Origin of the sequence: Pseudomonas sp. Sample_23 (genome assembly GCF_004307595.1) — a bacterium.
GTDB lineage: Bacteria > Pseudomonadota > Gammaproteobacteria > Pseudomonadales > Pseudomonadaceae > Aquipseudomonas > Aquipseudomonas atacamensis.
The window spans coordinates 13,408-31,829 of record NZ_RCNX01000026.1; the positions used below are offsets into that span (position 1 = coordinate 13,408).

Sequence of the window (18,422 nt, forward strand, 5' to 3'; positions counted from 1 at the left end):
AAGTGCCGGGCCAGTTTGGCCTGACTTGCGAAAAGCGCCGGACGGCAGCTTCAGTGGATGTGGGCGTGGTGCTTTTCGCTTTCGTACACCGGGCGTACTTCGGCGAATTCGGAATGGATATCGGCCACCAGTTGAGCGAGCGCTTCCGGACTTTTGTCCTTGGCATTCGACTCAAGGTCCTGGCACAACTCGGCCAGTCGAACCGCGCCCATGTTGCTCGCGCTGCCCTTGAAGCTATGGGCTACATCGGATAGCGCTTTAGCGCTGGTGCTGTCCTGCAACTCGTGCAGGCGGCTTTGCGAATCTGCCAGAAAAGTCTCCAGCAATTCCGTATAGCCGTCCTCCATCACCTCGCGCAAAGTATCGAGGACTTCGCGATCTACATGTGTGTCTGTCACTTGCTCACTCCTTGATCAAGAATGGGCGGATTATGCCTCAATCTCCCAGAAAAACTCCACGCTGGCACTACGACCCTGGTCCGACCAACTGGCGTTGCGCCCCAGTTGCCGGACCAGCCCGATGCCGCGTCCCGACAAGCGGGCGTTATCCACGGGCCGCTCCATGACCCGCGCCACATCAAAGCCCTTGCCGCTGTCCTCGACGCGAATGACCAGCCGCCCGCCCTCGCCTTGCGGCTGGACCTGCAGATGCACGCGCACGAAACCGTCTTGCAGCGCCTCCAGCCGCGCCGCGCGCATTTCATAGTAGCGGGCGAAACCTGCCGCATCGCGTTTGAGGCTGGAGTCCAGCCCAAGCACGCCATGCTCCAGGCCATTGGAATACAACTCGGCGAGCACACTGTACAGCGCTCCGCTTTGCGCGCGCAGCCCATGTACCTCAAGCAGCAACTGCAAGAGGAACGGCAACGGATTGAAACGCCTGAGCGTGGCGCCGCGAAACTCGAAACTGGCCGACCAGTCCAGCGGGCACGACTGGCCGCTGTCGGAATACACCGGCGCCGCGCCGTGGGTCTGCGCCGACTCAAGCAGACTGACCTCGACCATGCTCACATCATCACGGGCCTGCCCGCGAAAATCGCGCAGTGCCTGTTCGATATCCTCGAACAACCGATCCGGCTCGCGGTTCGCCGCAAACACCTGCTGCAAGCGTTCGACGCCGAACAACTGGTCATTGGCATCGCAGGTATCGATTACCCCGTCCGATAACAGAAACACCCGATCATCGACGGCCATCGGATACACATCCGTACGGTCATCGAAGGCTTGCGCGCTGAGAATCCCCAGGGGCAAATGCCGCGCCGGCAACGGCACGCGCTCGCCACTGGCCATGCGGTGCAAGTAACCGTCGGGCATGCCGCCGTTCCAAACTTCCACCGAACGGCTCTGGAAACTCAGACTGAGCAAGGTGGCACAGCAGAACATGTCCACCGGCAGGATGCGCTTGAGCTTGGCGTTCATCTCGCGCAGGATTTCGGCCAGGCCATAACCCTTGGCGGTCATCCCATAAAACACTTCGGCCAGCGGCATCGCCCCCACCGCTGCCGGCAAGCCATGCCCGGTGAAATCGCCGAGCATGACGTGCATGTCACCGGCCGGCGTGTACGCCGCCAGCAACAGATCGCCATTGAACAGCGCGTAAGGCGATTGCAGGTATCGGATGTTCGGCGCGCTCAGGCAACCGGAATGCGCGACCTTGTCGAACACCGCTTTTGCCACGCGTTGTTCGTTGAGCAGATAGTCGTGATGTCTGGCGATCAGATCGCGCTGTTGCAGGACCGTTGCCTGAAGGCGACGCAAGCGATCCATCGCCTTGATTTTGGCGGCAAGTATCACCTGGTTGTACGGCTTCGCCAGAAAATCGTCGCCGCCAGCCTCCAGACACCGAGCCAGCGCTTCACTCTCGGTCAGCGAGGTGAGGAAGATGATCGGCACCAATGCTTCACCCGCCAGTGCCTTGATCTGCCGCGCCGCTTCGAAGCCGTCCATCACCGGCATCAGCGCGTCCATCAACACCAGATCGGGCTGCTGCTCTTTGAACGTTTCGACCGCTTCGGCACCATTGGCCGCCGTCAGCACCTGATGGCCCTGACGGCGGACAATGGTCGACAGCAGCAGCCGGTCGGCGGCGCTGTCTTCGGCGATAAGAATGGTCAGCGGCTCTTGCGCCTGCATGGGCGTCAACTGATGTCGAAGAGTTTGTCGAAGTTGGAAATCGCGAGGATTTTCTTCACATCGGAGCTGCTGTTGACGACACGGATATCCGACTCGTCGCCGCCGGCGTGATCACGCAGCAGAAGCAGCATGCCCAGCGCTGAGCTGTCGAGATAAGTGGCCTCTTTGAGGTCGACCACGATGGATTCGGGTTTGTGTGGGAGCCGCTCGTACGACTCGCGAAATTCCTGATGGCGACCGAAATCGAACCGGCCTTTGACGGCGATGGTGAGCTTTTTCTGGTCTGGAGAGACTTCTGTAACGACTGACATTGACTGGCTTCCTTGTCATTGACGAACCTGTACAAGGTGTAGCACCTGGATAGGGTTGGGGCAAGGCGCAACGGTTGAACAAGTGTGGGAGCGAGCCTGCTCGCGAAGGCATTCTGGCAGTTGACTACAGGCTTGACTGACACGGCGCTGTCGCGAGCAGGCTCGCTCCCACAGGGTTTGGCGGTGTGGTTTAGAAGGCATCACGCCGTGGCAAGCGCTGCGACAGTTCATCCAGCAGCTTCTGCTCGCGCTTGTCTTCCAGGCGTTGCGCTTCATCACGATAGCGCTGCACCAGTTTGCGCAAACCCTCGACGCGGGCAAACGCCTGCTGCCATTCCTCACGCGCCTTGTCGAGCTTGTTCTGATGCCAGACCAGGCTCTGCCGTTGCTGGTCGACGGCAGTATCGAGTTGCGCCAGGAAACCCTGAAAACCCAGCAGCCATTGCCCGGTCACGCCGGTGCTGCCGCGCACGATCCACTGCTGCGAGTAATCCAGACGAAAGGCATTGAGGTCGGCCAGTTTGCTTTCGGCAACTTTGACCTGGCCCTGAAAGTAGGCGAGGCGCTGCACGGCGGCTTTCTCGGCCTTTTCGGCCATGTCCACCACCGGTGCCAGGCGCGCGGCGCGGCTGACGGCCATGGCCGGTTACCCGCCCGCCGCAGGGGCGAACAGGGTTTCCAGATAGGCCTGGCTTTCACCCAGATTGATTTTGTCGTTGAGGCCCTGGCGCTGATACCTGACCAACTGCGGTTGCAGGGAAATCGCCAGATCGGTCTCGCGATCGCCACCGGCCACATAGGCACCGACGCTGATCAAATCACGGCTCTGCTGATAGCGCGACCAAAGCTGCTTGAAATACTGCGCGCGCTGCATGTGATCCGGCGAAACCACTGCTGGCATTACCCGGCTGATCGAGGCTTCGATGTCGATCGCCGGATAGTGGCCTTCCTCGGCCAGGCGTCGTGACAGCACGATGTGGCCGTCTAGCACGCCACGCGCCGAGTCGGCAATCGGGTCCTGCTGGTCATCGCCTTCGGACAGTACGGTGTAGAACGCCGTGATCGAGCCACCGCCCTTCTCCGCGTTACCGGCGCGCTCCACCAGTTTCGGCAGTTTGGCGAACACCGAGGGCGGATAACCCTTGGTTGCTGGCGGCTCACCGATGGCCAGAGCGATTTCCCGCTGGGCCTGGGCGAAACGGGTCAGCGAGTCCATCAGCAGCAGAACGTTCTTGCCCTTGTCGCGGAAATACTCGGCGATGCGCGTGCAATACATTGCCGCGCGCATACGCATCAGCGGTGCGTCGTCCGCTGGCGAGGCGACCACTACCGAACGTTTGAGGCCTTCTTCACCGAGAATGTGTTCGATGAATTCTTTAACTTCGCGACCACGCTCACCGATCAGGCCGACGACGATGATGTCGGCCTCGGTGAAGCGGGTCATCATGCCCAACAGCACCGATTTACCGACACCGGTACCGGCGAACAGACCCAGACGCTGGCCACGGCCGACCGTCAGCAAACCGTTGATGCAACGGATGCCGACGTCCAGCGGTACGCTGATCGGATCACGGTTGAGCGGGTTGATTGTCGGGCCGTCCATCGGCACCCAGTCTTCGGCCTTCATGCCGCCCTTGCCGTCCAGCGCGCGGCCGGCGCCGTCGAGGACACGGCCAAGCATGCTCATGCCCATCGGCAAACGGCCGGTATCGGCCAGCGGCACCACGCGGGCGCCCGGGGCGATGCCGGCGACGCTGCCGACTGGCATCAGAAAGACTTTGCTGCCGGAAAAACCCATGACTTCCGCTTCCACCTGGGACGGGTGGTAACTGTCGTCATTGATCACCATGCAGCGGGTGCCCATGGCGGCGCGCAGGCCTTCGGCTTCGAGGGTCAGGCCAACCATGCGCAGCAGCCGACCTTCAAGGATCGGCGCGCCGGCAATCTCGGTGGCCTCGGCGTAGGTGCTCAGGCGCTTGGCGAAGCTGGTGCGTTCAAGGCGCATCGCTGGCGTCCGCGTGCGGCTCGTCAGAGTCGACAGCCACTGGGGTGTCTTCGGGGATTTCCAGGCTCAAGTCAGGCGCTGCCGGATGCAAGGCCTGCTCGTGCAACTGGTCGAACAGCTTGGCCATCACTTGGGTCACGCGCGATTCGACACTGGCGTCGATGCGGCTGTGCTCGGTTTCAACCCGGCAGCCGCCCGGCAACAGCGACTCGTCTTCGACGATGCGCCAGGTTTCTTCGTGGCGTTCGCGCAGGGCTTTGACCTGGGCGAAATCCTGCGGATTGACGTACAGGCGCACGTTTTCCACGCCCAGCGGCAATAGCTTGAGGGCATCGCGCATGACGTGTTCGATCTGCGTCGAATCGATGGCCAGTTCGCGCTTGATCACCTGCTTGGTGATGTGTTGCACGAGGTCAACCAGCGACTTTTCAATCTGGGTGTCTTGCTCGGCGATCGGTTCGAACAGGTTGGCCATCAACAGCTCAAGGCTGGCGATTTTCGCCGCCAGCGCCGTTTCGGCTTCCTGACGCACCTTCAGCGTGGTGCTGTGAAAACCTTCTTTTTCGCCGATGGCGAAGCCCTCGTTGTAAGCCTCCTGACGGATGCTTTCGAGTTCCTCCAGGGTCAGTGGCTGGACTTCTTCCAGCGGCACTTCTTCCATTTCCGGCGGTTCGGGCTCCGGTTCCGGCTCGGGTTCCGGTTTCGGCGGGTCGAAGCTGGGCAGCGCCCAGGATTCGAAACCATGAACATCGCGGGCGCGGATCAGATCCGTCACAGACTCGTCAGGCTTATCCATGGGCTTAGATCATTTCCTCGCCGCCCTTGCCACCGAGCACGATCTCGCCGGCTTCGGCCATACGACGGGCAATGGTGAGGATTTCCTTCTGTGCGGTTTCGACGTCGCTGACGCGCACCGGGCCTTTCGCCTCGAGGTCGTCGCGCAACAGTTCGGCAGCACGCTTGGACATGTTCTTGAAGATCTTTTCCTTGACGCCTTCGTCCGAACCCTTGAGGGCCAGTACCAGCACGTCCGAAGACACTTCGCGCAACAGCGCCTGGATGCCACGGTCGTCGACGTCGGCAAGGTTGTTGAACACGAACATGAGGTCTTCGATCTGACCGGACAGGTCTTCGTCGACTTCGCGGATCGAGTCCATGAGCTGGCCTTCGATCGAGCTGTCGAGGAAGTTCATGATGTCGGCCGCACGCTTGATGCCACCCAGGGTGGTGCGCGAGGCGTTCGAGTTGCCGGAGAACTGTTTCTCGAGAATCTGGTTGAGTTCTTTCAAGGCGGCCGGTTGCACGGTGTTCAACGACGAGACGCGCAGGATGATGTCCAGACGCACTTTATGGTCGAAGTTGCCGAGCACTTCACCGGCCTGATCCGGGTCGAGATACGCGACCACGATTGCCTGGATCTGCGGGTGTTCGTAACGGATCACGTCAGCGACTGCGCGCGGCTCCATCCATTTCAGGCTGTCGAGGCCGCTGGTGTTGCCACCGAGCAGGATGCGGTCGATCAGGCCGTTGGCCTTGTCTTCGCCCAAGGCCTGGGTGAGCATCTTGCGTACGTAGTCGTCGGATCCGACGCCAAGGCTGGTCTGATCGCCGACGATGTCGACGAACTCGCTCATCACCTGCTCGACCTGTTCGCGATGGACGTTGCCCATCTGCGCCATGGCCACGCCGACGCGCTGAACCTCTTTGGGTCCCATGTGGCGCAGCACTTGCGCAGCATCGGTCGAACCCAGGGACAGCAGCAGAATCGCGGCTTTGTCGACCTTGGTCAGTTTGACGGTGGCGGCTCGGTTATCACTCATCTGCGTTAATCCACTCTTTCACGACCTGAGCCACGCGACCCGGGTCTTCAGCTACCAGACTCTTGATTGCATTCAGTTGCGCGTCATAACCCTCGCTCGGGCTCGGCAACAGAATGCTCTGCGGACCACCGAGGCTCACGCGGTCGTTGGCCAGTTCGCCGTCCAGGCCGCCCATGCCACCGAGTTCCACGTCGCTGCCCAGACCGGCCAGCTCCTTGCCTTTGCCACCGCCGGTGATGTTGTTGAGCACCGGACGCAGCACACCAAACACCAGTACGAGGATGAACAGCACACCCAGCACTTGTTTGACGATGTCCCAGAACCATGGCTGGGAGTAGAACGGAATATCGGCAATCACTTCGCCACGCTCGGCGGAGAACGGCATGTTGATCACGCTGACGCTGTCGCCACGGCTGGCGTCGAAACCGACGGCGTCCTGCACCAGACGAGTGAAGCGCGCCAATTCGTCGGCGCTCCACGGCGCACGGCTGGTTTCACCGTTGGCCGGGTTGATCTTGACCTGATCGTCGACCACCACCGACACCGACAGGCGATTGAGACGGCCCTGCTGCTGCTTGGTGTGGCTGATCGAACGGTCGAGCTCGAAGTTCTTGGTCGATTGTTGACGCTTGTCCGCCGGGTACGGCGCGAGCATTGGCTGGCCGGTGGCCGGGTCCATGATCTGCTGACCGTTGGCGTCAACCAGTGGCTGACCCGGCTGGATCATCCCGGCCGGTGCGGCGGTGCCACCGGTGGTCTGCGGCGCCGAGGCAGGCGCCGGTGGCTGGTTGCTCAGGGCACCCGGCACACCTTGCGGACCATTGCTGGCGGTACGTTGTTCGTTGACCGACTGCTCGCTGCGCAACGCCGGTTGGTCCGGGTTGAATTGCTCGGCAGTCGATTCGACGGCACTGAAATCGACGTCGGCCGAAACTTCAGCCTTGTAGCGATCGTTGCCCAGTACCGGTTGCAGAATGTTGTGCACGCGCTGGGTGAGCATGCTTTCCATGCGGCGGCTGTAATCGAACTGCTTGCCGGCCATGGTCATTTCCGAGTTCTCCGCCTGATCGGAGAGCAGGTTGCCCTTCTGATCGACGACGGTGATCTGCGATTTGCTCAACTCGGGCACGGAAGTCGCCACCAGGTTGATGATCGCCACCACCTGACCCGGCTCCAGCGAACGCCCGCTGTACAGCTCGACCAGTACCGAAGCGCTCGGCTTGCGCTCGTCACGGACGAACACCGAACTCTTCGGAATCGCCAGGTGCACGCGTGCACCCTTGACGTTGTTCAGGCTGGAAATGGTCCGCGCCAGTTCGCCTTCGAGGCCGCGACGATAACGGGTCGCTTCCATGAACTGGCTGGTGCCCAGACCCTGTTCCTTGTCGAGGATTTCGAAACCGATGTTGCCGTCGCTGGGAGTGACACCAGCAGCAGCGAGTTTCATCCGCGCACGGGACAGGTCGTCGGCCTTGACCAGCAAGGCGCCGGAATTGGGTTCTACGTTGTAAGGGATGTCAGCGGCGGCCAGGGTTTCCATGACCTGCTTGGCGTCCATGCCGGCAAGACTGCCATACAGTGGACGGTAATCCGGCTGCTGCGACCACAGCACCACGGCAAAGCCAATCGCCACGCTCGCAGCCAGACCGACCAACAGGCCGACCTGACGCAGCACGGTCATCTGGGAAAGGTTTTCCAGAAAGGACAGGCCGAACAGCGGCGGTTTGCCGTCGATCGGGGTGGCCTTGGCCGGAACGTTATCAGCGACTGCTTCTGCCATGACTTATTTCGCCCTTAAACCGGCATCTGCATGATGTCTTGGTAAGCCTGGACCAGCTTGTTGCGCACCTGGGTCAGAGCCTGGAACGACACGCTGGCTTTTTGCGACGCAATCATGACGTCAGTCAGGTCGACACCGCTCTTGCCGATCTCGAACGCGTTGGCCAGTTGAGTCGACGCCTGCTGGGTATCGCTGACTTTATTGATCGCCTGACCGAGCATGTCGGAAAAGCTGCTGCCCGCGATTTCAGGGACAGCGGCAGTCGATTTACGCGCAGACATGGCATCCACTTTCATGGCCTGCATGTCCATCATCAACCGATTAAATTCAATACCTTGGCTCATGGTCTACTCTCTTGGGCGGCCCGCAATTTTTTGACACTCACTCGGCGGGTACACAGGTATTAGCAACAAGGGTGCCAGCTAGTGGGCACCCTTCTGAGAAAAGCATCTGGAATGTTTTGCAGCATCGATCAGGTGGCGAACAGATAGCCTTCGACGTCCATCCCGGCGTCGCGCATTTGCGCGAGCTTGTAGCGCAAAGTGCGCGGGCTGATGCCGAGCTTTTCGGCAGCTTCCTTGCGGCGGCCACGCTCGGCGCGCAGGGTGTCGATGATCATCTGAAACTCCCGGCGGCGCAGGTCATCGCCCAGGGCGCCGGAGGAGTCTGCCTCGATTTCCACCTCGCGGATCACCGGTGCCGGAACCGGCAACGGCGCAAATGTCACCGCACCGCTCAGGCAAAAATCCTGCGGCTGAATCAAACCGCCCTGCTGCAGGATCAGCGCGCGCTGAATGGCGTTGTCCAGTTCACGTACATTGCCTGGCCACGGATACGCGGTCAGGCAGTCCTGCGCTTGGGGGGACAGCTTCGCTGCTGCGTGCTTCATTTTATTGACGTGTTTGGCCAACAACTTTTCCGCCAGCGGCAGGATATCGGCAGTGCGTTCGCGAAGTGGACGCCAGGCCAGAGGGAAAACCGACAAGCGGTAAAACAGGTCTTCGCGAAAACGCCCCGCCGCCACTTCGCCGGCCAGATCACGGTTGGTCGTGGCGACCACGCGAATATCCAGACTGATCGGCTTGCGCGCGCCCACTCGCTCCACTTCACGCTCTTGCAGAACGCGCAGCAACTTGGCTTGCAGGCCCAGGGGCATTTCGGAAATTTCGTCGAGCAGAATGGTGCCGCCGTCCGCCTGCTCGAACTTGCCGGCCTGCGAAGCGATGGCGCCGGTGAACGAACCTTTCTCATGACCGAACAATGTCGCTTCGAGCATGTTGTCGGGGATCGCCGCGCAGTTGATTGCGATAAACGGCTGGCTGGCCCGCCGCGATTGCTGGTGGATATAGCGTGCCAGCACCTCTTTACCGGTGCCGGACTCGCCGGAGATCAACACAGTCGAGTCACTGCGCGCGACCCGTGCCGCCAGCTCAAGCAACTGCGCACTGGCCGGTTCAACGGCGACCGGACCGTCCGCTTCGCCCGCGTCAATGCTGCCCAAGGCATGGCGCGCCACCAGATCGAGCAGCGCTTTGGGCTCGAACGGCTTGACCAGATAATCCGCCGCCCCTTGGCGCATCGCATCGACCGCACGCTCGACAGCGCCGTGGGCGGTCATCAGCAGCACCGGCAATTGCGGCTGGCGCGCGCGCAGCAACGCGAGCAATTGGTGACCGTCCATGCCCGGCATGTTGACGTCACTGACCACCAGGCTGAAGGCTTGCTGCGCGACCGCCGTCAGCGCTTCTTCGGCGCTGCCGACGGCGTGATAGTCGTGGCCGGCGAGGAGCAGCGTATCGGCCAGCGCTTCGCGCAACGAACGGTCATCCTCGACCAGCAACACCTTGATGCCCATGACGTTTATTCAACTCCCTGTGCAGCGGAAAAAAGTGGCAGGCTGACCTGCGCGCAGGTGCCGCGCCCGACTCGCGAGCGCAGGGTCAATTCTCCCTGATGCGCACGGGCCACCGCTTTGACCACGGTCAGGCCGAGGCCTGTGCCGGTGACTTTGGTAGTAAAAAAAGGCTCGCCGAGGCGCGCCAAAACTGTCGGCTCAATGCCGCTGCCGCTGTCACTGACACACAAGCGCAGGGTGTTGCCTCTGGTGTAGCAATGCACTTTCAGCCGCGCTTCGCCGGCGCTGGCCTGAATGGCGTTTTCAATCAGATTCAGCAGCGCGCCGACCAGTGTGTCGCGGTTGCACAGCAGCTCACCGGCATGGCTGTCGCACTGCCAGCGGATCGGCAGATCCTGCACATGGGTCAGCGCCGCTGCCTGCAGCGATTGCATCAAGGCATTGGGCGAAATGCGGTCGGTCAGCGGTAATTCACCGCGAGCGAACACCAGCATGTCGCGCACTTGATGTTCCAGTTCGTGCAGACGCTCTTTCAGGCGCCCGGCAAAGCGTTGCTGGGTTTCCACCGGCAATTGCTGTTCGGTCAAATGGCTGGCGTAAAGCAAAGCGGCGGACAGCGGCGTGCGAATCTGGTGGGCCAGAGACGCAACCATGCGCCCCAGCGACGACAAACGCTCATGCCGTGCCAGTTGATCCTGAAGATGCCGGGTTTCGGTCAAGTCGTTGAGCAGCACCAACTGCCCCGGCTCGGCATCCAGCGAGCGGGTGGAAATCGACAGACGTCGACCGTTTTTCAAGGAGATTTCGTGACCGTCGTCTTCACGGGGAGCGAAGCAGCGTGCGATCACATGGCGCCAGAGTTCGCCTTCGAGTGGCGAGCCGAGCAGATCGATGGCGGCCGGATTGGCTTCGCGTACCAGACCGTGGCCGTCGATGACGATGACGCCGCCGGGCAGCAGGTCGAGAAGGTTTTGCAGGCGATTGGCCAGGCGTTCTTTTTCCGCCAGTTCCTGCATGCGTTGGGCGCTGACCACGGCCAGCTCACCCTTGAGTTCGGTGACCCGCGCTTCGAGCAGGCTGTAGGAGTCGGTCAGCTGGCTCGACATCTGGCTGAACAGCTGGAAGGCCTGCTCAAGCCCCTGACGACTTGCCTGCTCTACGGACGAGGGTTGCCCCACGATATTGGAGGCAGAAGAGATCTGGGCGGCTTGGGGCATTGGGCTCTCTCGCTTGGCTGACCGTCAGTGAAACGGAACGTTGCGAGGGCTATAGCAATACCCGTGCCTAAAAAAAACCGCTTATAAAATGAAGCGCTTGAAAAACAGGCGTCAATCATCCGCCTGTTCATCTCCTCCAGCCCGGCTCATGCCGTACTTGCGCATCTTCTCGACCAGGGTGGTGCGACGGATGCGCAGACGTTCAGCGGCCCGTGCCACGATGCCATTGGCATCGTCCAGCGCTTGCTGAATCAGGCCTTGCTCCAGACCACCGAGGTAGTCCTTGAGATCGAGGCCTTCCGGCGGCAGCAGTGCACTGGCGCTGAAATCCGGCGTATGGCCGTTGATCGCCACGCGCTCTTCCAGATCGCTGCGCAGGCTGTCGACCATCTGCTCGTCTTCGTCGTCGACGTAGCGGAATTTCTTCGGCAACTCGACCACGCCGATCACCCCGTACGGGTGCATGATCGCCATGCGCTCGACCAGGTTGGCCAGCTCGCGGACGTTGCCCGGCCAGCCGTGACGGCACAGCGACATGATCGCCGCCGAGTTGAAACGGATCGAACCGCGCTTCTCGTGCTCCATGCGCGAGATCAGTTCGTTCATCAGCAGCGGGATGTCTTCGACGCGCTCACGCAGTGGCGCCATCTCGATCGGGAACACGTTCAGGCGATAGTAGAGGTCTTCGCGGAACGAGCCGATCTCGATCATGCTTTCGAGATTCTTGTGCGTTGCGGCAATGATGCGCACGTCGACGCTCTGGGTCTTGTTGCTGCCCACGCGTTCGAAGGTGCGCTCTTGCAATACGCGCAGCAGCTTGACCTGCATCGGCAGCGGCATGTCGCCGATTTCGTCGAGGAACAGCGTACCGCCGTTGGCCAGCTCAAAGCGCCCGGCACGGCTGGTGATCGCGCCAGTGAAAGCGCCCTTCTCGTGGCCGAACAGTTCGCTTTCGAGCAGCTCTGCAGGGATCGCCCCGCAGTTGACCGGCACGAACGGCGCGTCGCGGCGCTTGGAGTGGTAATGCAGGTTGCGCGCGACCACTTCCTTGCCGGTGCCGGACTCGCCGAGGATCAGCACGCTGGCGTCGGTATCGGCCACTTGCTGCATCATCTGCCGCACGTGCTGAATCGCACGGCTGGTGCCGACAAGACTGCGGAAAAGATTGGGTTCGCGATGACGGCCGCGTTCGCGGGCCTGGTCGTACATTTCGCGATAGACCTGGGCGCGGTGCAGCGAATCGAGCAATTTGCTGTAGCTGGGCGGCATTTCCAGGGTCGACAGCACGCGGCGACGCTGGTCTTCAGGCAGGTCAACGGAAGAATTATCGCCCATTAACAAAACCGGAAGGAACTCATCCCAGGTTGCGAGTGTCTTTAGCAAGCCCAAAAGCGCGCCAGGAGCATTAACCGTCCCGATCAGTACGCAAATGACCTCACGACTAGACGACAAAGAGCCGACAGCCTGCTGCCAGTCATGGCTGCCGCAGGGTAAATTTTCTTCGCCAAGAAAATTCAGAATCACCGCCAGGTCGCGGCGGCGGACGCTATCGTCATCGATCAGCAGAATTTTGGTTTCACGCCACATGCAATAGCAACTTCCCTAGTCAACTCAATGCCCGAAAAATAAGGCAAGCGAGACGCTTGCAGGACACCATGTGCCTGTAGACGCCCTAAACCTGATAATAGCCACTAGTTAAGTCAAAAAACCGTGCACAGTCAAATTTATGGCGCACATCTCTGTTTCAACTGACGGTTAATCAACCAAACAGATGGTAAACCTTTGCAGCCTTTTGCGCTTGGGTGATCTGCGACATCTCGTTGGCTATCGCCTGCCGCTCGCCCATTGCTACCTCGAGAAGCTCTTTGTAGACGAATAGCAGCTCCTCAAGGTTGTCGCGCAGTGCTACTTCGTCCAGCGAAGCTTCCGCCATGACGTCTTCCATGCAGGAACGGCAAGCCAGATCCAACTCACCAATGGCTTCCCAGTTTCGCTCGGCCAATGCTCCGACCAACGCTTCACGGGTATCGGCTATTCGCTGCAATACAAGACTCATGGTGATCTCCTTCAGAACTGCGGAGCCGGCACAGGCGCGATGGCGTCCCAGCCTTCTTTTACCGTTGTCAGCAGACCGGCCACTTCATCGAGGACACGCGGATCACTGCTGATGTTGGCCTCGGCGAGGCGCTTCATCATGTAGATGTACAGGCCATCCAGATCGGCCAGCGCCTCGGCGTTGTTTTCAAGATCGAGGCCTTCACGCAGGCCACTGACAATGCCGATGGCCTTGCTGATCGCCGTGCATTTGGCGGGGATGTCCTTGCGCTCAATGGCGCCCTTGGCCTGAGCAATACGGGCAAGGCCACCTTCCATCAACATTTGCACCAGGCGGTGCGGGCTCGCTTCGGACGTCTGCGCATGGGCGCCGACTTTCTGGTACTGCCGAAGGGCTAACATCGGGTTCATGTTCTACCTCATTGCCACGTTGACTCGTATAACCAGTGTATCGCCAACCGGTCCGAAAACTTTAGATCAAAAGACAAAAACCCGGCGCACGCCGATAAAGCGTAGCCGGGTTTTTGTCGTTACTGACTGTTACTTCGCGGACTGCTGAGCGTTCAGCGAGCTGAAGAACGACGTGATGTTGCTCGCCGTTGCCTTCATCTGCCCTACCAGCAAGTCCATGGCGTTGTACTTGGCGGTCAACGTCTTGGTCAGGTTGGCGACACGCAAATCCAGCGCCAGCTGCTGGTTGGTTAGATTGCGTGTGTTGTTGTTCAGAATGGTCAGACGCTGATCGAGCAAACCGCTGGTAACCTTGCTACCCGCTGGAGCTTTGAGGTACGGATCAACCGCCGCCTTCATGCGCGCCAACAGACCGTTGGTATCGTCGGTCCCGGTGAACAGTTGCTGAACCTGGCCAGTCATGCCCGGCTGATCCATGGTTTTGTTGAACGCAGCGGTATCAAACGTCAGGTTACCGGTGTTGCGGTCGGTCATCACACCCAACTGCGACAACACCGCCAGCGGTCCGCCAGCGCCCACTGCCGTCAACTGCTCACGGATATCGGCAATCAACGAACGTGGCAGCGAGTCACCGGTGAAGGCTGCCTGCACAGTCAGTTTGCCGTCTGCGTCCGGCGTCGCCTTGGACAGCGTGTCAACGGTATTCTTCAGCGCATTGTAAGCGTCGACAAACGTCTGAATCGAAGTCTGCAGCCCCTTGGTATTGGCATCGACGCTGATGACGGTCGGCGTGCCATTGAGCGGCGTTGCCGTGGTCAGATTCAAGGTCAGGCCACTGATCGCGCCGCTTACCGTGTTGCTCTTGCTGGTTACCGTCAGACCGTCGATGGTCAGCTCGGCATTTTGCGCAACGCCGTTGACCGCGCCCGAAGCACCGGCGGCCGGGCTGGTACCCATCAGCTGGGTACCATCGATTTCCAGACCGGCAATACCGCTAACGGTCAGATCGGAACCTGCGCCGGTCTTGCTTGAGCTGATAACGAGGCGCGAGGAACCGGAGCTGTCGGTGACGATGTTGGCGGAAATGCCGTTGGCGCCCTGAGCCTTGTTGATGGCGTCACGGGTGGTCTGCAAGGTGGCATTGGCGGGGATGTCGACGTTGTAATCAGTGCCATTCTGACTGATTTTCAGGGTACCACTCGGAATGGCACTGGCGGCGCCGCCGGCAAAGGAAGCACTGGCGATTTTCGAGCCCGTGGCCAGCTTGTTCACCACCACATTGTATTTGCCCGCAACCGCGGTGCTATCGGAGGTGGCACTGAGAATATCGGTATTGCCCGACGTCGCCGCAAAGCCGGCAAACGCAGGGTTGGTCTTGCTGCTCAGGTTGGTCATCGCCGTCTGGAATGCGGTCAGCGCACTCTTCAACGAACCGACACCGGAGATCTTCAGGCTATTGGTCTTGGTAGCAGTATCGATCTGCGTCTGCTTGGCAGACTTGTCGGCGTTGACCAGCGCGGTCACGATCGCGCCGATGTCCAGGCCGGAACCCAGTCCGGAACCCGGTAGAATTGGACTTGCCATGTGCATCTCCCTTCAGATTGTTGCCATTCTTTTGACCGTTACACGCGTCCTGAGAATGGGCAAACACTATTCATGCCAGCTATCAGACTTTGGCGTCGAACAACACGTGGCTTGCATTGGCCAGGCTGTCTGCGAGCTTAAGGGCTTCGGCGGAAGGAATCTGTCGAACGACTTCACCCGTCTCGCTCGCGATCACCTTGACGATGACCTTGCCGGAATGCTCGTCGATCGAGAACTCCAGATTACGCTTGATCGACTGGACGAACTTTTCTATCTCTTGCACCGCCAGTTTCAACTTGGCGCCGTCCGCATCCTGATCCTTGGCAGCGACCGGTGCTTCAGTCTTTTGGACTTTAGGCAGCTCTGACGGTTTGTCAGCAACCGGTGGCACTGGCTTGGGAGCCGGATAAGACAAGTTAAGCTTTACGCTCATGTCCATGCCCATCACCTCTTAACGTAAAAAAGCGAGAGAGCACGACAAGCGCACTCCCCCGCTTAAACTCATTCCGAAATTACTGAAGCAGCTTCAGTACAGCGGAAGGCAGTTGGTTGGCTTGAGCCAGTACGGAGGTCGAAGCTTGCTGCAGAGTCTGCTGCTTGGTCAGGTTAGCAGTTTCTGCGGCGAAGTCGGTGTCCTGTACACGACCCTGAGCAGCGGTGGTGTTTTCAGTGATGTTCTGCAGGTTGGAGATGGTGCTGGTCAGACGGTTTTGCGAAGCACCCAGGCTGGCACGGGTTGCACCGATTGCAGCGATAGCGGCGTCGATTGCAGTGATCGCGTTGTCGATGTTCTGCGAAGCAGAACCAGCACCAGTACCCGAAGTACCGGTCAGAACTACAGTACCGCTACCTACCGACAGGCTGACGGCGTCGAACTTGGAGCTCAGTACCAGGTCGATGTGGTTAGCCGAACCGGTGTTTGCGCCAACTTGCAGGGTCACAGTACCAGCCGAACCGTCCAGCAGGTTTTTGCCGTTCAGGTTGGTAGCAGCCGAGATACGGGTGATTTCGTCAGACATCTGAGCGAATTCAGCGTTGGTAGCGGTCTGGTCAGCAGTGCCGTTGGTACCGTTACGAGCTTTAACAGCCAGTTCACGCATACGCTGCAGGATGTCGGTCGAAGCTTGCAGAGCGCCTTCAGCGGTCTGGGCAACGGAGATACCGTCGTTGGCGTTCTGGATGGCCTGGGTGTTACCGCGGATCTGCGAGGACATACGGTTGGAGATCTGCAGGCCAGCGGCGTCGTCTTTGGCGCTGTTGATTTTCAGGCCGGAAGACAGGCGCTGCATCGAAGTGGACAGAGCGTCGGAAGCGCGGTTCAGGTTTTTCTGAACGTTCAACGATGTGGTGTTGGTGTTTACTGTTAAAGCCATGACGAATTCCTCGTTGGTTGGGTACTGCGGCTTCCGGCCCTGGCAACCGCCGGGTATGGCCTAGAGAACCTTCGTAATAGTTATCGTCGGGTTTGCAGGTTGCTTGAGGGCTTTTTGAAAAAATTTTGCCATCACCACGCCACCCCCGAGAAAACAAAGACTTAGCAGCACATCCAGCGCGAAAAAATGACGTCATAAAACCGCCTGTAACGCAAAGCCGCGGGCCAGCGCTGCGCAGCGGTTCAGCGCCTGGCACTTTCCAGCAATTCGACCAGTTCGTATTCCATATAGTCAGCCAGGCCCAACCAGTCCTGGCGCTCCTGACAGTCGAGCATTTGCGTGAGCACCTGTGCCCAGTCCTGCTGCACCTTCTCCGAGGCAGACGCCAGGCATAGTTGAGCCTGTTCGAATACATCGACCATCGTCAACGCCGCCTCAACGTCACGCCCAAGGCGAAACAACGCCGCACACTGACGACACTGATCCTGACACTGACTCAGCGCCCTCATTGCACGAACTCCGGATTGAAAGCGGTCCCGGCAATCAATGCACCGGCGCGGCTGCTGTTGAGAAATTCGACCTGCGGATGCGCAGCGATATAACGCTCAAGCACACACAGATAACCGCGAAAATTCAGCTGAGTGCTGACGCGCTGACCGTGGCCATCGCGCACCCAGTGCCGCGCCTGATTCACCGGTGGTCCGAGATCGCCGTCATTCCAACCGGCGTGAGTCTTGTTCATCGGGAAAGCGAAGTCAGCGCCAAATAGCGTGATACGCCTCGCGCCCATTTTTACCGCGAGATCCACCGCCGGATGAATCACGCTGCCGCCGACGTGCAGCTCGCCGCGTGGATACTGTTCTTTCAGCTCGGCATAGATCGGGCTGGCCGAATAGCCGCCATAGCGCTTGCCCTTCCATGCCTTCAATACCTGCGGGTCGCTCATCGGCAGGTACACCAGGGTAATGCCGTCAGACGTCTCGAAGGGCAGATGCCGAAAGCCGATGCGCTGATCGATGCTCACCACCAGATCAGGCACGATGCCGTGCTCACGTAGCGGCCGATAAGCGGTATCAACACAGATGAACAACGGCCGCTCGGCACGCTGACGAATCGCCGCCAGACGTTCGAAATGCTGCTCCAGCGTCGGTCCGGTGGCGATTACGTAGATTTCACGTCCAGCGCAACTGCCGAACAGCTGCGCGACATCGTCATCGCCAAGCAACACCGGCAGACATTCCTGCACGCGTTGCTGGATTTCTGGCGACTGCGGATCGAAATCGCGGTTATTGAATGTCAGGTGCACTTCATTGATCAGCCGGTCGCGGATCTTCGCGTTGAAGTCATCGGCCAATAACATCTCCGCCGGCAGGGCAAAGAACGGGGTAAAAAAGTCCGGGTGATCACTCGCGTAAAACAGTTCAACCCGGGGATCCTGCAGCCACTGGCGCTGATCGAGCAGTTGCAGTACCAGTGCGAACAGCGCGCCGTTGAGAATGTGCACGTACAGACGCTCCAGCCCTGCGCGCTCAAGCAGCACACCGGGCAAATCGCCCAGGCCAGTGCCATAAACGTGAAGTTGCGGTTTTTCCGGCAGGCTCGCCGCCTGGATCTGCGCCTCATGCAGACGATCATGGCGACTGGTGAGCTGAATGCCATCGACGCTCAGCGTCGAGCCCAGTCCTTGCACGAGTTCGGCCTGTACGGACGCGCTGTCTTCAGCCATCAGTCGCTCGAACAGCGCCGGCCAGCGCCGTTGCAATACTTCGGCATTGGCTTGGAAAAACTCGCTCATGGCGCCTCGCGCTCCTTCTCGGGCAAAAAAATAGCGTGCAAGGTTAACCTTGAACGCTATTTTTGTATCAGTGCTTTTTGCTCG

General features: G+C 59.9%; 19 protein-coding genes. All 19 read right to left on the reverse strand.

All coding sequences use genetic code 11. The features are described 5' to 3' along the window. Positions 1-50: 50 nt before the first annotated feature. Complete coding sequence (locus D8U82_RS05485; protein WP_130901802.1) at positions 51-398, reverse strand: Hpt domain-containing protein; 348 nt, start codon at positions 396-398, stop codon at positions 51-53. Positions 399-428: 30 nt separating this feature from the next. Beyond that, positions 429-2,132: a fused response regulator/phosphatase gene (locus D8U82_RS05490; RefSeq protein WP_130901803.1), complete on the reverse strand. Its 1,704-nt coding sequence runs from the start codon at positions 2,130-2,132 to the stop codon at positions 429-431. Positions 2,133-2,137: 5 nt separating this feature from the next. After that, positions 2,138-2,443: an STAS domain-containing protein gene (locus tag D8U82_RS05495; RefSeq protein WP_016771075.1), complete on the reverse strand. Its 306-nt coding sequence runs from the start codon at positions 2,441-2,443 to the stop codon at positions 2,138-2,140. Between the two features lie 190 nt (positions 2,444-2,633). Next, the gene (fliJ, locus tag D8U82_RS05500; RefSeq protein WP_016771076.1) at positions 2,634-3,083 is read right to left on the reverse strand and encodes a flagellar export protein FliJ; all 450 of its coding nucleotides are present in this window, start codon (positions 3,081-3,083) and stop codon (positions 2,634-2,636) included. Positions 3,084-3,089: 6 nt separating this feature from the next. Continuing rightward, positions 3,090-4,448 carry a flagellar protein export ATPase FliI gene (gene fliI, locus D8U82_RS05505; RefSeq protein ID WP_016771077.1) on the reverse strand — a complete coding sequence of 453 codons (1,359 nt, stop codon included), beginning with the start codon at positions 4,446-4,448 and terminating at the stop codon, positions 3,090-3,092. Beyond that, positions 4,438-5,244 (reverse strand): flagellar assembly protein FliH, encoded by an 807-nt coding sequence (gene fliH / locus D8U82_RS05510; protein WP_130901804.1) that lies wholly within the window; start codon positions 5,242-5,244, stop codon positions 4,438-4,440. The genes fliI and fliH overlap by 11 nt, the downstream gene beginning before the upstream one ends. Positions 5,245-5,248: 4 nt before the next feature. After that, complete coding sequence (fliG, locus tag D8U82_RS05515; protein ID WP_016771079.1) at positions 5,249-6,268, reverse strand: flagellar motor switch protein FliG; 1,020 nt, start codon at positions 6,266-6,268, stop codon at positions 5,249-5,251. Further along, positions 6,261-8,048 (reverse strand): flagellar basal-body MS-ring/collar protein FliF, encoded by a 1,788-nt coding sequence (fliF, locus tag D8U82_RS05520; RefSeq protein WP_071171439.1) that lies wholly within the window; start codon positions 8,046-8,048, stop codon positions 6,261-6,263. Before fliF ends, fliG begins: the two co-directional genes overlap by 8 nt. 14 nt (positions 8,049-8,062) lie before the next feature. Continuing rightward, a complete protein-coding gene (gene fliE / locus D8U82_RS05525; protein ID WP_016771081.1) occupies positions 8,063-8,392 on the reverse strand; it encodes a flagellar hook-basal body complex protein FliE in 330 nt (109 codons plus the stop codon). Between the two features lie 128 nt (positions 8,393-8,520). Next, the gene (locus D8U82_RS05530; RefSeq protein WP_130901805.1) at positions 8,521-9,903 is read right to left on the reverse strand and encodes a sigma-54 dependent transcriptional regulator; all 1,383 of its coding nucleotides are present in this window, start codon (positions 9,901-9,903) and stop codon (positions 8,521-8,523) included. 5 nt (positions 9,904-9,908) lie between these two features. After that, complete coding sequence (locus tag D8U82_RS05535; RefSeq protein WP_130889176.1) at positions 9,909-11,120, reverse strand: ATP-binding protein; 1,212 nt, start codon at positions 11,118-11,120, stop codon at positions 9,909-9,911. 111 nt (positions 11,121-11,231) lie between these two features. Then, positions 11,232-12,707, reverse strand: a complete 1,476-nt coding sequence (locus D8U82_RS05540; protein WP_016771084.1) for a sigma-54 dependent transcriptional regulator — start codon at positions 12,705-12,707, stop codon at positions 11,232-11,234. Between the two features lie 172 nt (positions 12,708-12,879). Next, positions 12,880-13,176 (reverse strand): hypothetical protein, encoded by a 297-nt coding sequence (locus tag D8U82_RS05545; protein ID WP_016771085.1) that lies wholly within the window; start codon positions 13,174-13,176, stop codon positions 12,880-12,882. 11 nt (positions 13,177-13,187) lie between these two features. Continuing rightward, positions 13,188-13,586 (reverse strand): flagellar export chaperone FliS, encoded by a 399-nt coding sequence (gene fliS / locus D8U82_RS05550; RefSeq protein ID WP_024012101.1) that lies wholly within the window; start codon positions 13,584-13,586, stop codon positions 13,188-13,190. 129 nt (positions 13,587-13,715) lie between these two features. Next, positions 13,716-15,170, reverse strand: a complete 1,455-nt coding sequence (fliD, locus tag D8U82_RS05555; RefSeq protein ID WP_024012100.1) for a flagellar filament capping protein FliD — start codon at positions 15,168-15,170, stop codon at positions 13,716-13,718. An 82-nt stretch (positions 15,171-15,252) separates the two neighbouring features. Continuing rightward, a complete protein-coding gene (locus D8U82_RS05560) occupies positions 15,253-15,609 on the reverse strand; it encodes a flagellar protein FlaG (protein ID WP_130901806.1) in 357 nt (118 codons plus the stop codon). A gap of 73 nt (positions 15,610-15,682) precedes the next feature. Continuing rightward, positions 15,683-16,543, reverse strand: coding sequence for a flagellin domain-containing protein (locus tag D8U82_RS05565; RefSeq protein ID WP_016771090.1), 861 nt, complete (start codon positions 16,541-16,543; stop codon positions 15,683-15,685). A 242-nt stretch (positions 16,544-16,785) separates the two neighbouring features. After that, positions 16,786-17,052 (reverse strand): hypothetical protein, encoded by a 267-nt coding sequence (locus tag D8U82_RS05570; RefSeq protein ID WP_110602056.1) that lies wholly within the window; start codon positions 17,050-17,052, stop codon positions 16,786-16,788. Further along, positions 17,049-18,338 carry a 6-hydroxymethylpterin diphosphokinase MptE-like protein gene (locus D8U82_RS05575; RefSeq protein WP_130901807.1) on the reverse strand — a complete coding sequence of 430 codons (1,290 nt, stop codon included), beginning with the start codon at positions 18,336-18,338 and terminating at the stop codon, positions 17,049-17,051. Before D8U82_RS05575 ends, D8U82_RS05570 begins: the two co-directional genes overlap by 4 nt. Between the last annotated feature and the right edge of the window lie 84 nt (positions 18,339-18,422).

Excerpts from the sequence above, each read along its gene's own strand:
- fliF (WP_071171439.1), bottom strand. The coding sequence starts at position 8,048 with ATGGCAGAAGCAGTCGCTGATAACGTTCCGGCCAAGGCCACCCCGATC.
- fliJ (WP_016771076.1), bottom strand. The coding sequence starts at position 3,083 with ATGGCCGTCAGCCGCGCCGCGCGCCTGGCACCGGTGGTGGACATGGCC.
- fliE (WP_016771081.1), bottom strand. The coding sequence starts at position 8,392 with ATGAGCCAAGGTATTGAATTTAATCGGTTGATGATGGACATGCAGGCC.
- D8U82_RS05565 (WP_016771090.1), bottom strand. The coding sequence starts at position 16,543 with ATGGCTTTAACAGTAAACACCAACACCACATCGTTGAACGTTCAGAAA.
- fliG (WP_016771079.1), bottom strand. The coding sequence starts at position 6,268 with ATGAGTGATAACCGAGCCGCCACCGTCAAACTGACCAAGGTCGACAAA.
- fliS (WP_024012101.1), bottom strand. The coding sequence starts at position 13,586 with ATGAACCCGATGTTAGCCCTTCGGCAGTACCAGAAAGTCGGCGCCCAT.
- fliD (WP_024012100.1), bottom strand. The coding sequence starts at position 15,170 with ATGGCAAGTCCAATTCTACCGGGTTCCGGACTGGGTTCCGGCCTGGAC.
- D8U82_RS05540 (WP_016771084.1), bottom strand. The coding sequence starts at position 12,707 with ATGTGGCGTGAAACCAAAATTCTGCTGATCGATGACGATAGCGTCCGC.
- D8U82_RS05495 (WP_016771075.1), bottom strand. The coding sequence starts at position 2,443 with ATGTCAGTCGTTACAGAAGTCTCTCCAGACCAGAAAAAGCTCACCATC.
- D8U82_RS05535 (WP_130889176.1), bottom strand. The coding sequence starts at position 11,120 with ATGCCCCAAGCCGCCCAGATCTCTTCTGCCTCCAATATCGTGGGGCAA.
- fliH (WP_130901804.1), bottom strand. The coding sequence starts at position 5,244 with ATGGATAAGCCTGACGAGTCTGTGACGGATCTGATCCGCGCCCGCGAT.
- D8U82_RS05560 (WP_130901806.1), bottom strand. The coding sequence starts at position 15,609 with ATGGACATGAGCGTAAAGCTTAACTTGTCTTATCCGGCTCCCAAGCCA.
- D8U82_RS05570 (WP_110602056.1), bottom strand. The coding sequence starts at position 17,052 with ATGAGGGCGCTGAGTCAGTGTCAGGATCAGTGTCGTCAGTGTGCGGCG.
- D8U82_RS05530 (WP_130901805.1), bottom strand. The coding sequence starts at position 9,903 with ATGGGCATCAAGGTGTTGCTGGTCGAGGATGACCGTTCGTTGCGCGAA.
- D8U82_RS05490 (WP_130901803.1), bottom strand. The coding sequence starts at position 2,132 with ATGCAGGCGCAAGAGCCGCTGACCATTCTTATCGCCGAAGACAGCGCC.
- fliI (WP_016771077.1), bottom strand. The coding sequence starts at position 4,448 with ATGCGCCTTGAACGCACCAGCTTCGCCAAGCGCCTGAGCACCTACGCC.
- D8U82_RS05575 (WP_130901807.1), bottom strand. The coding sequence starts at position 18,338 with ATGAGCGAGTTTTTCCAAGCCAATGCCGAAGTATTGCAACGGCGCTGG.
- D8U82_RS05545 (WP_016771085.1), bottom strand. The coding sequence starts at position 13,176 with ATGAGTCTTGTATTGCAGCGAATAGCCGATACCCGTGAAGCGTTGGTC.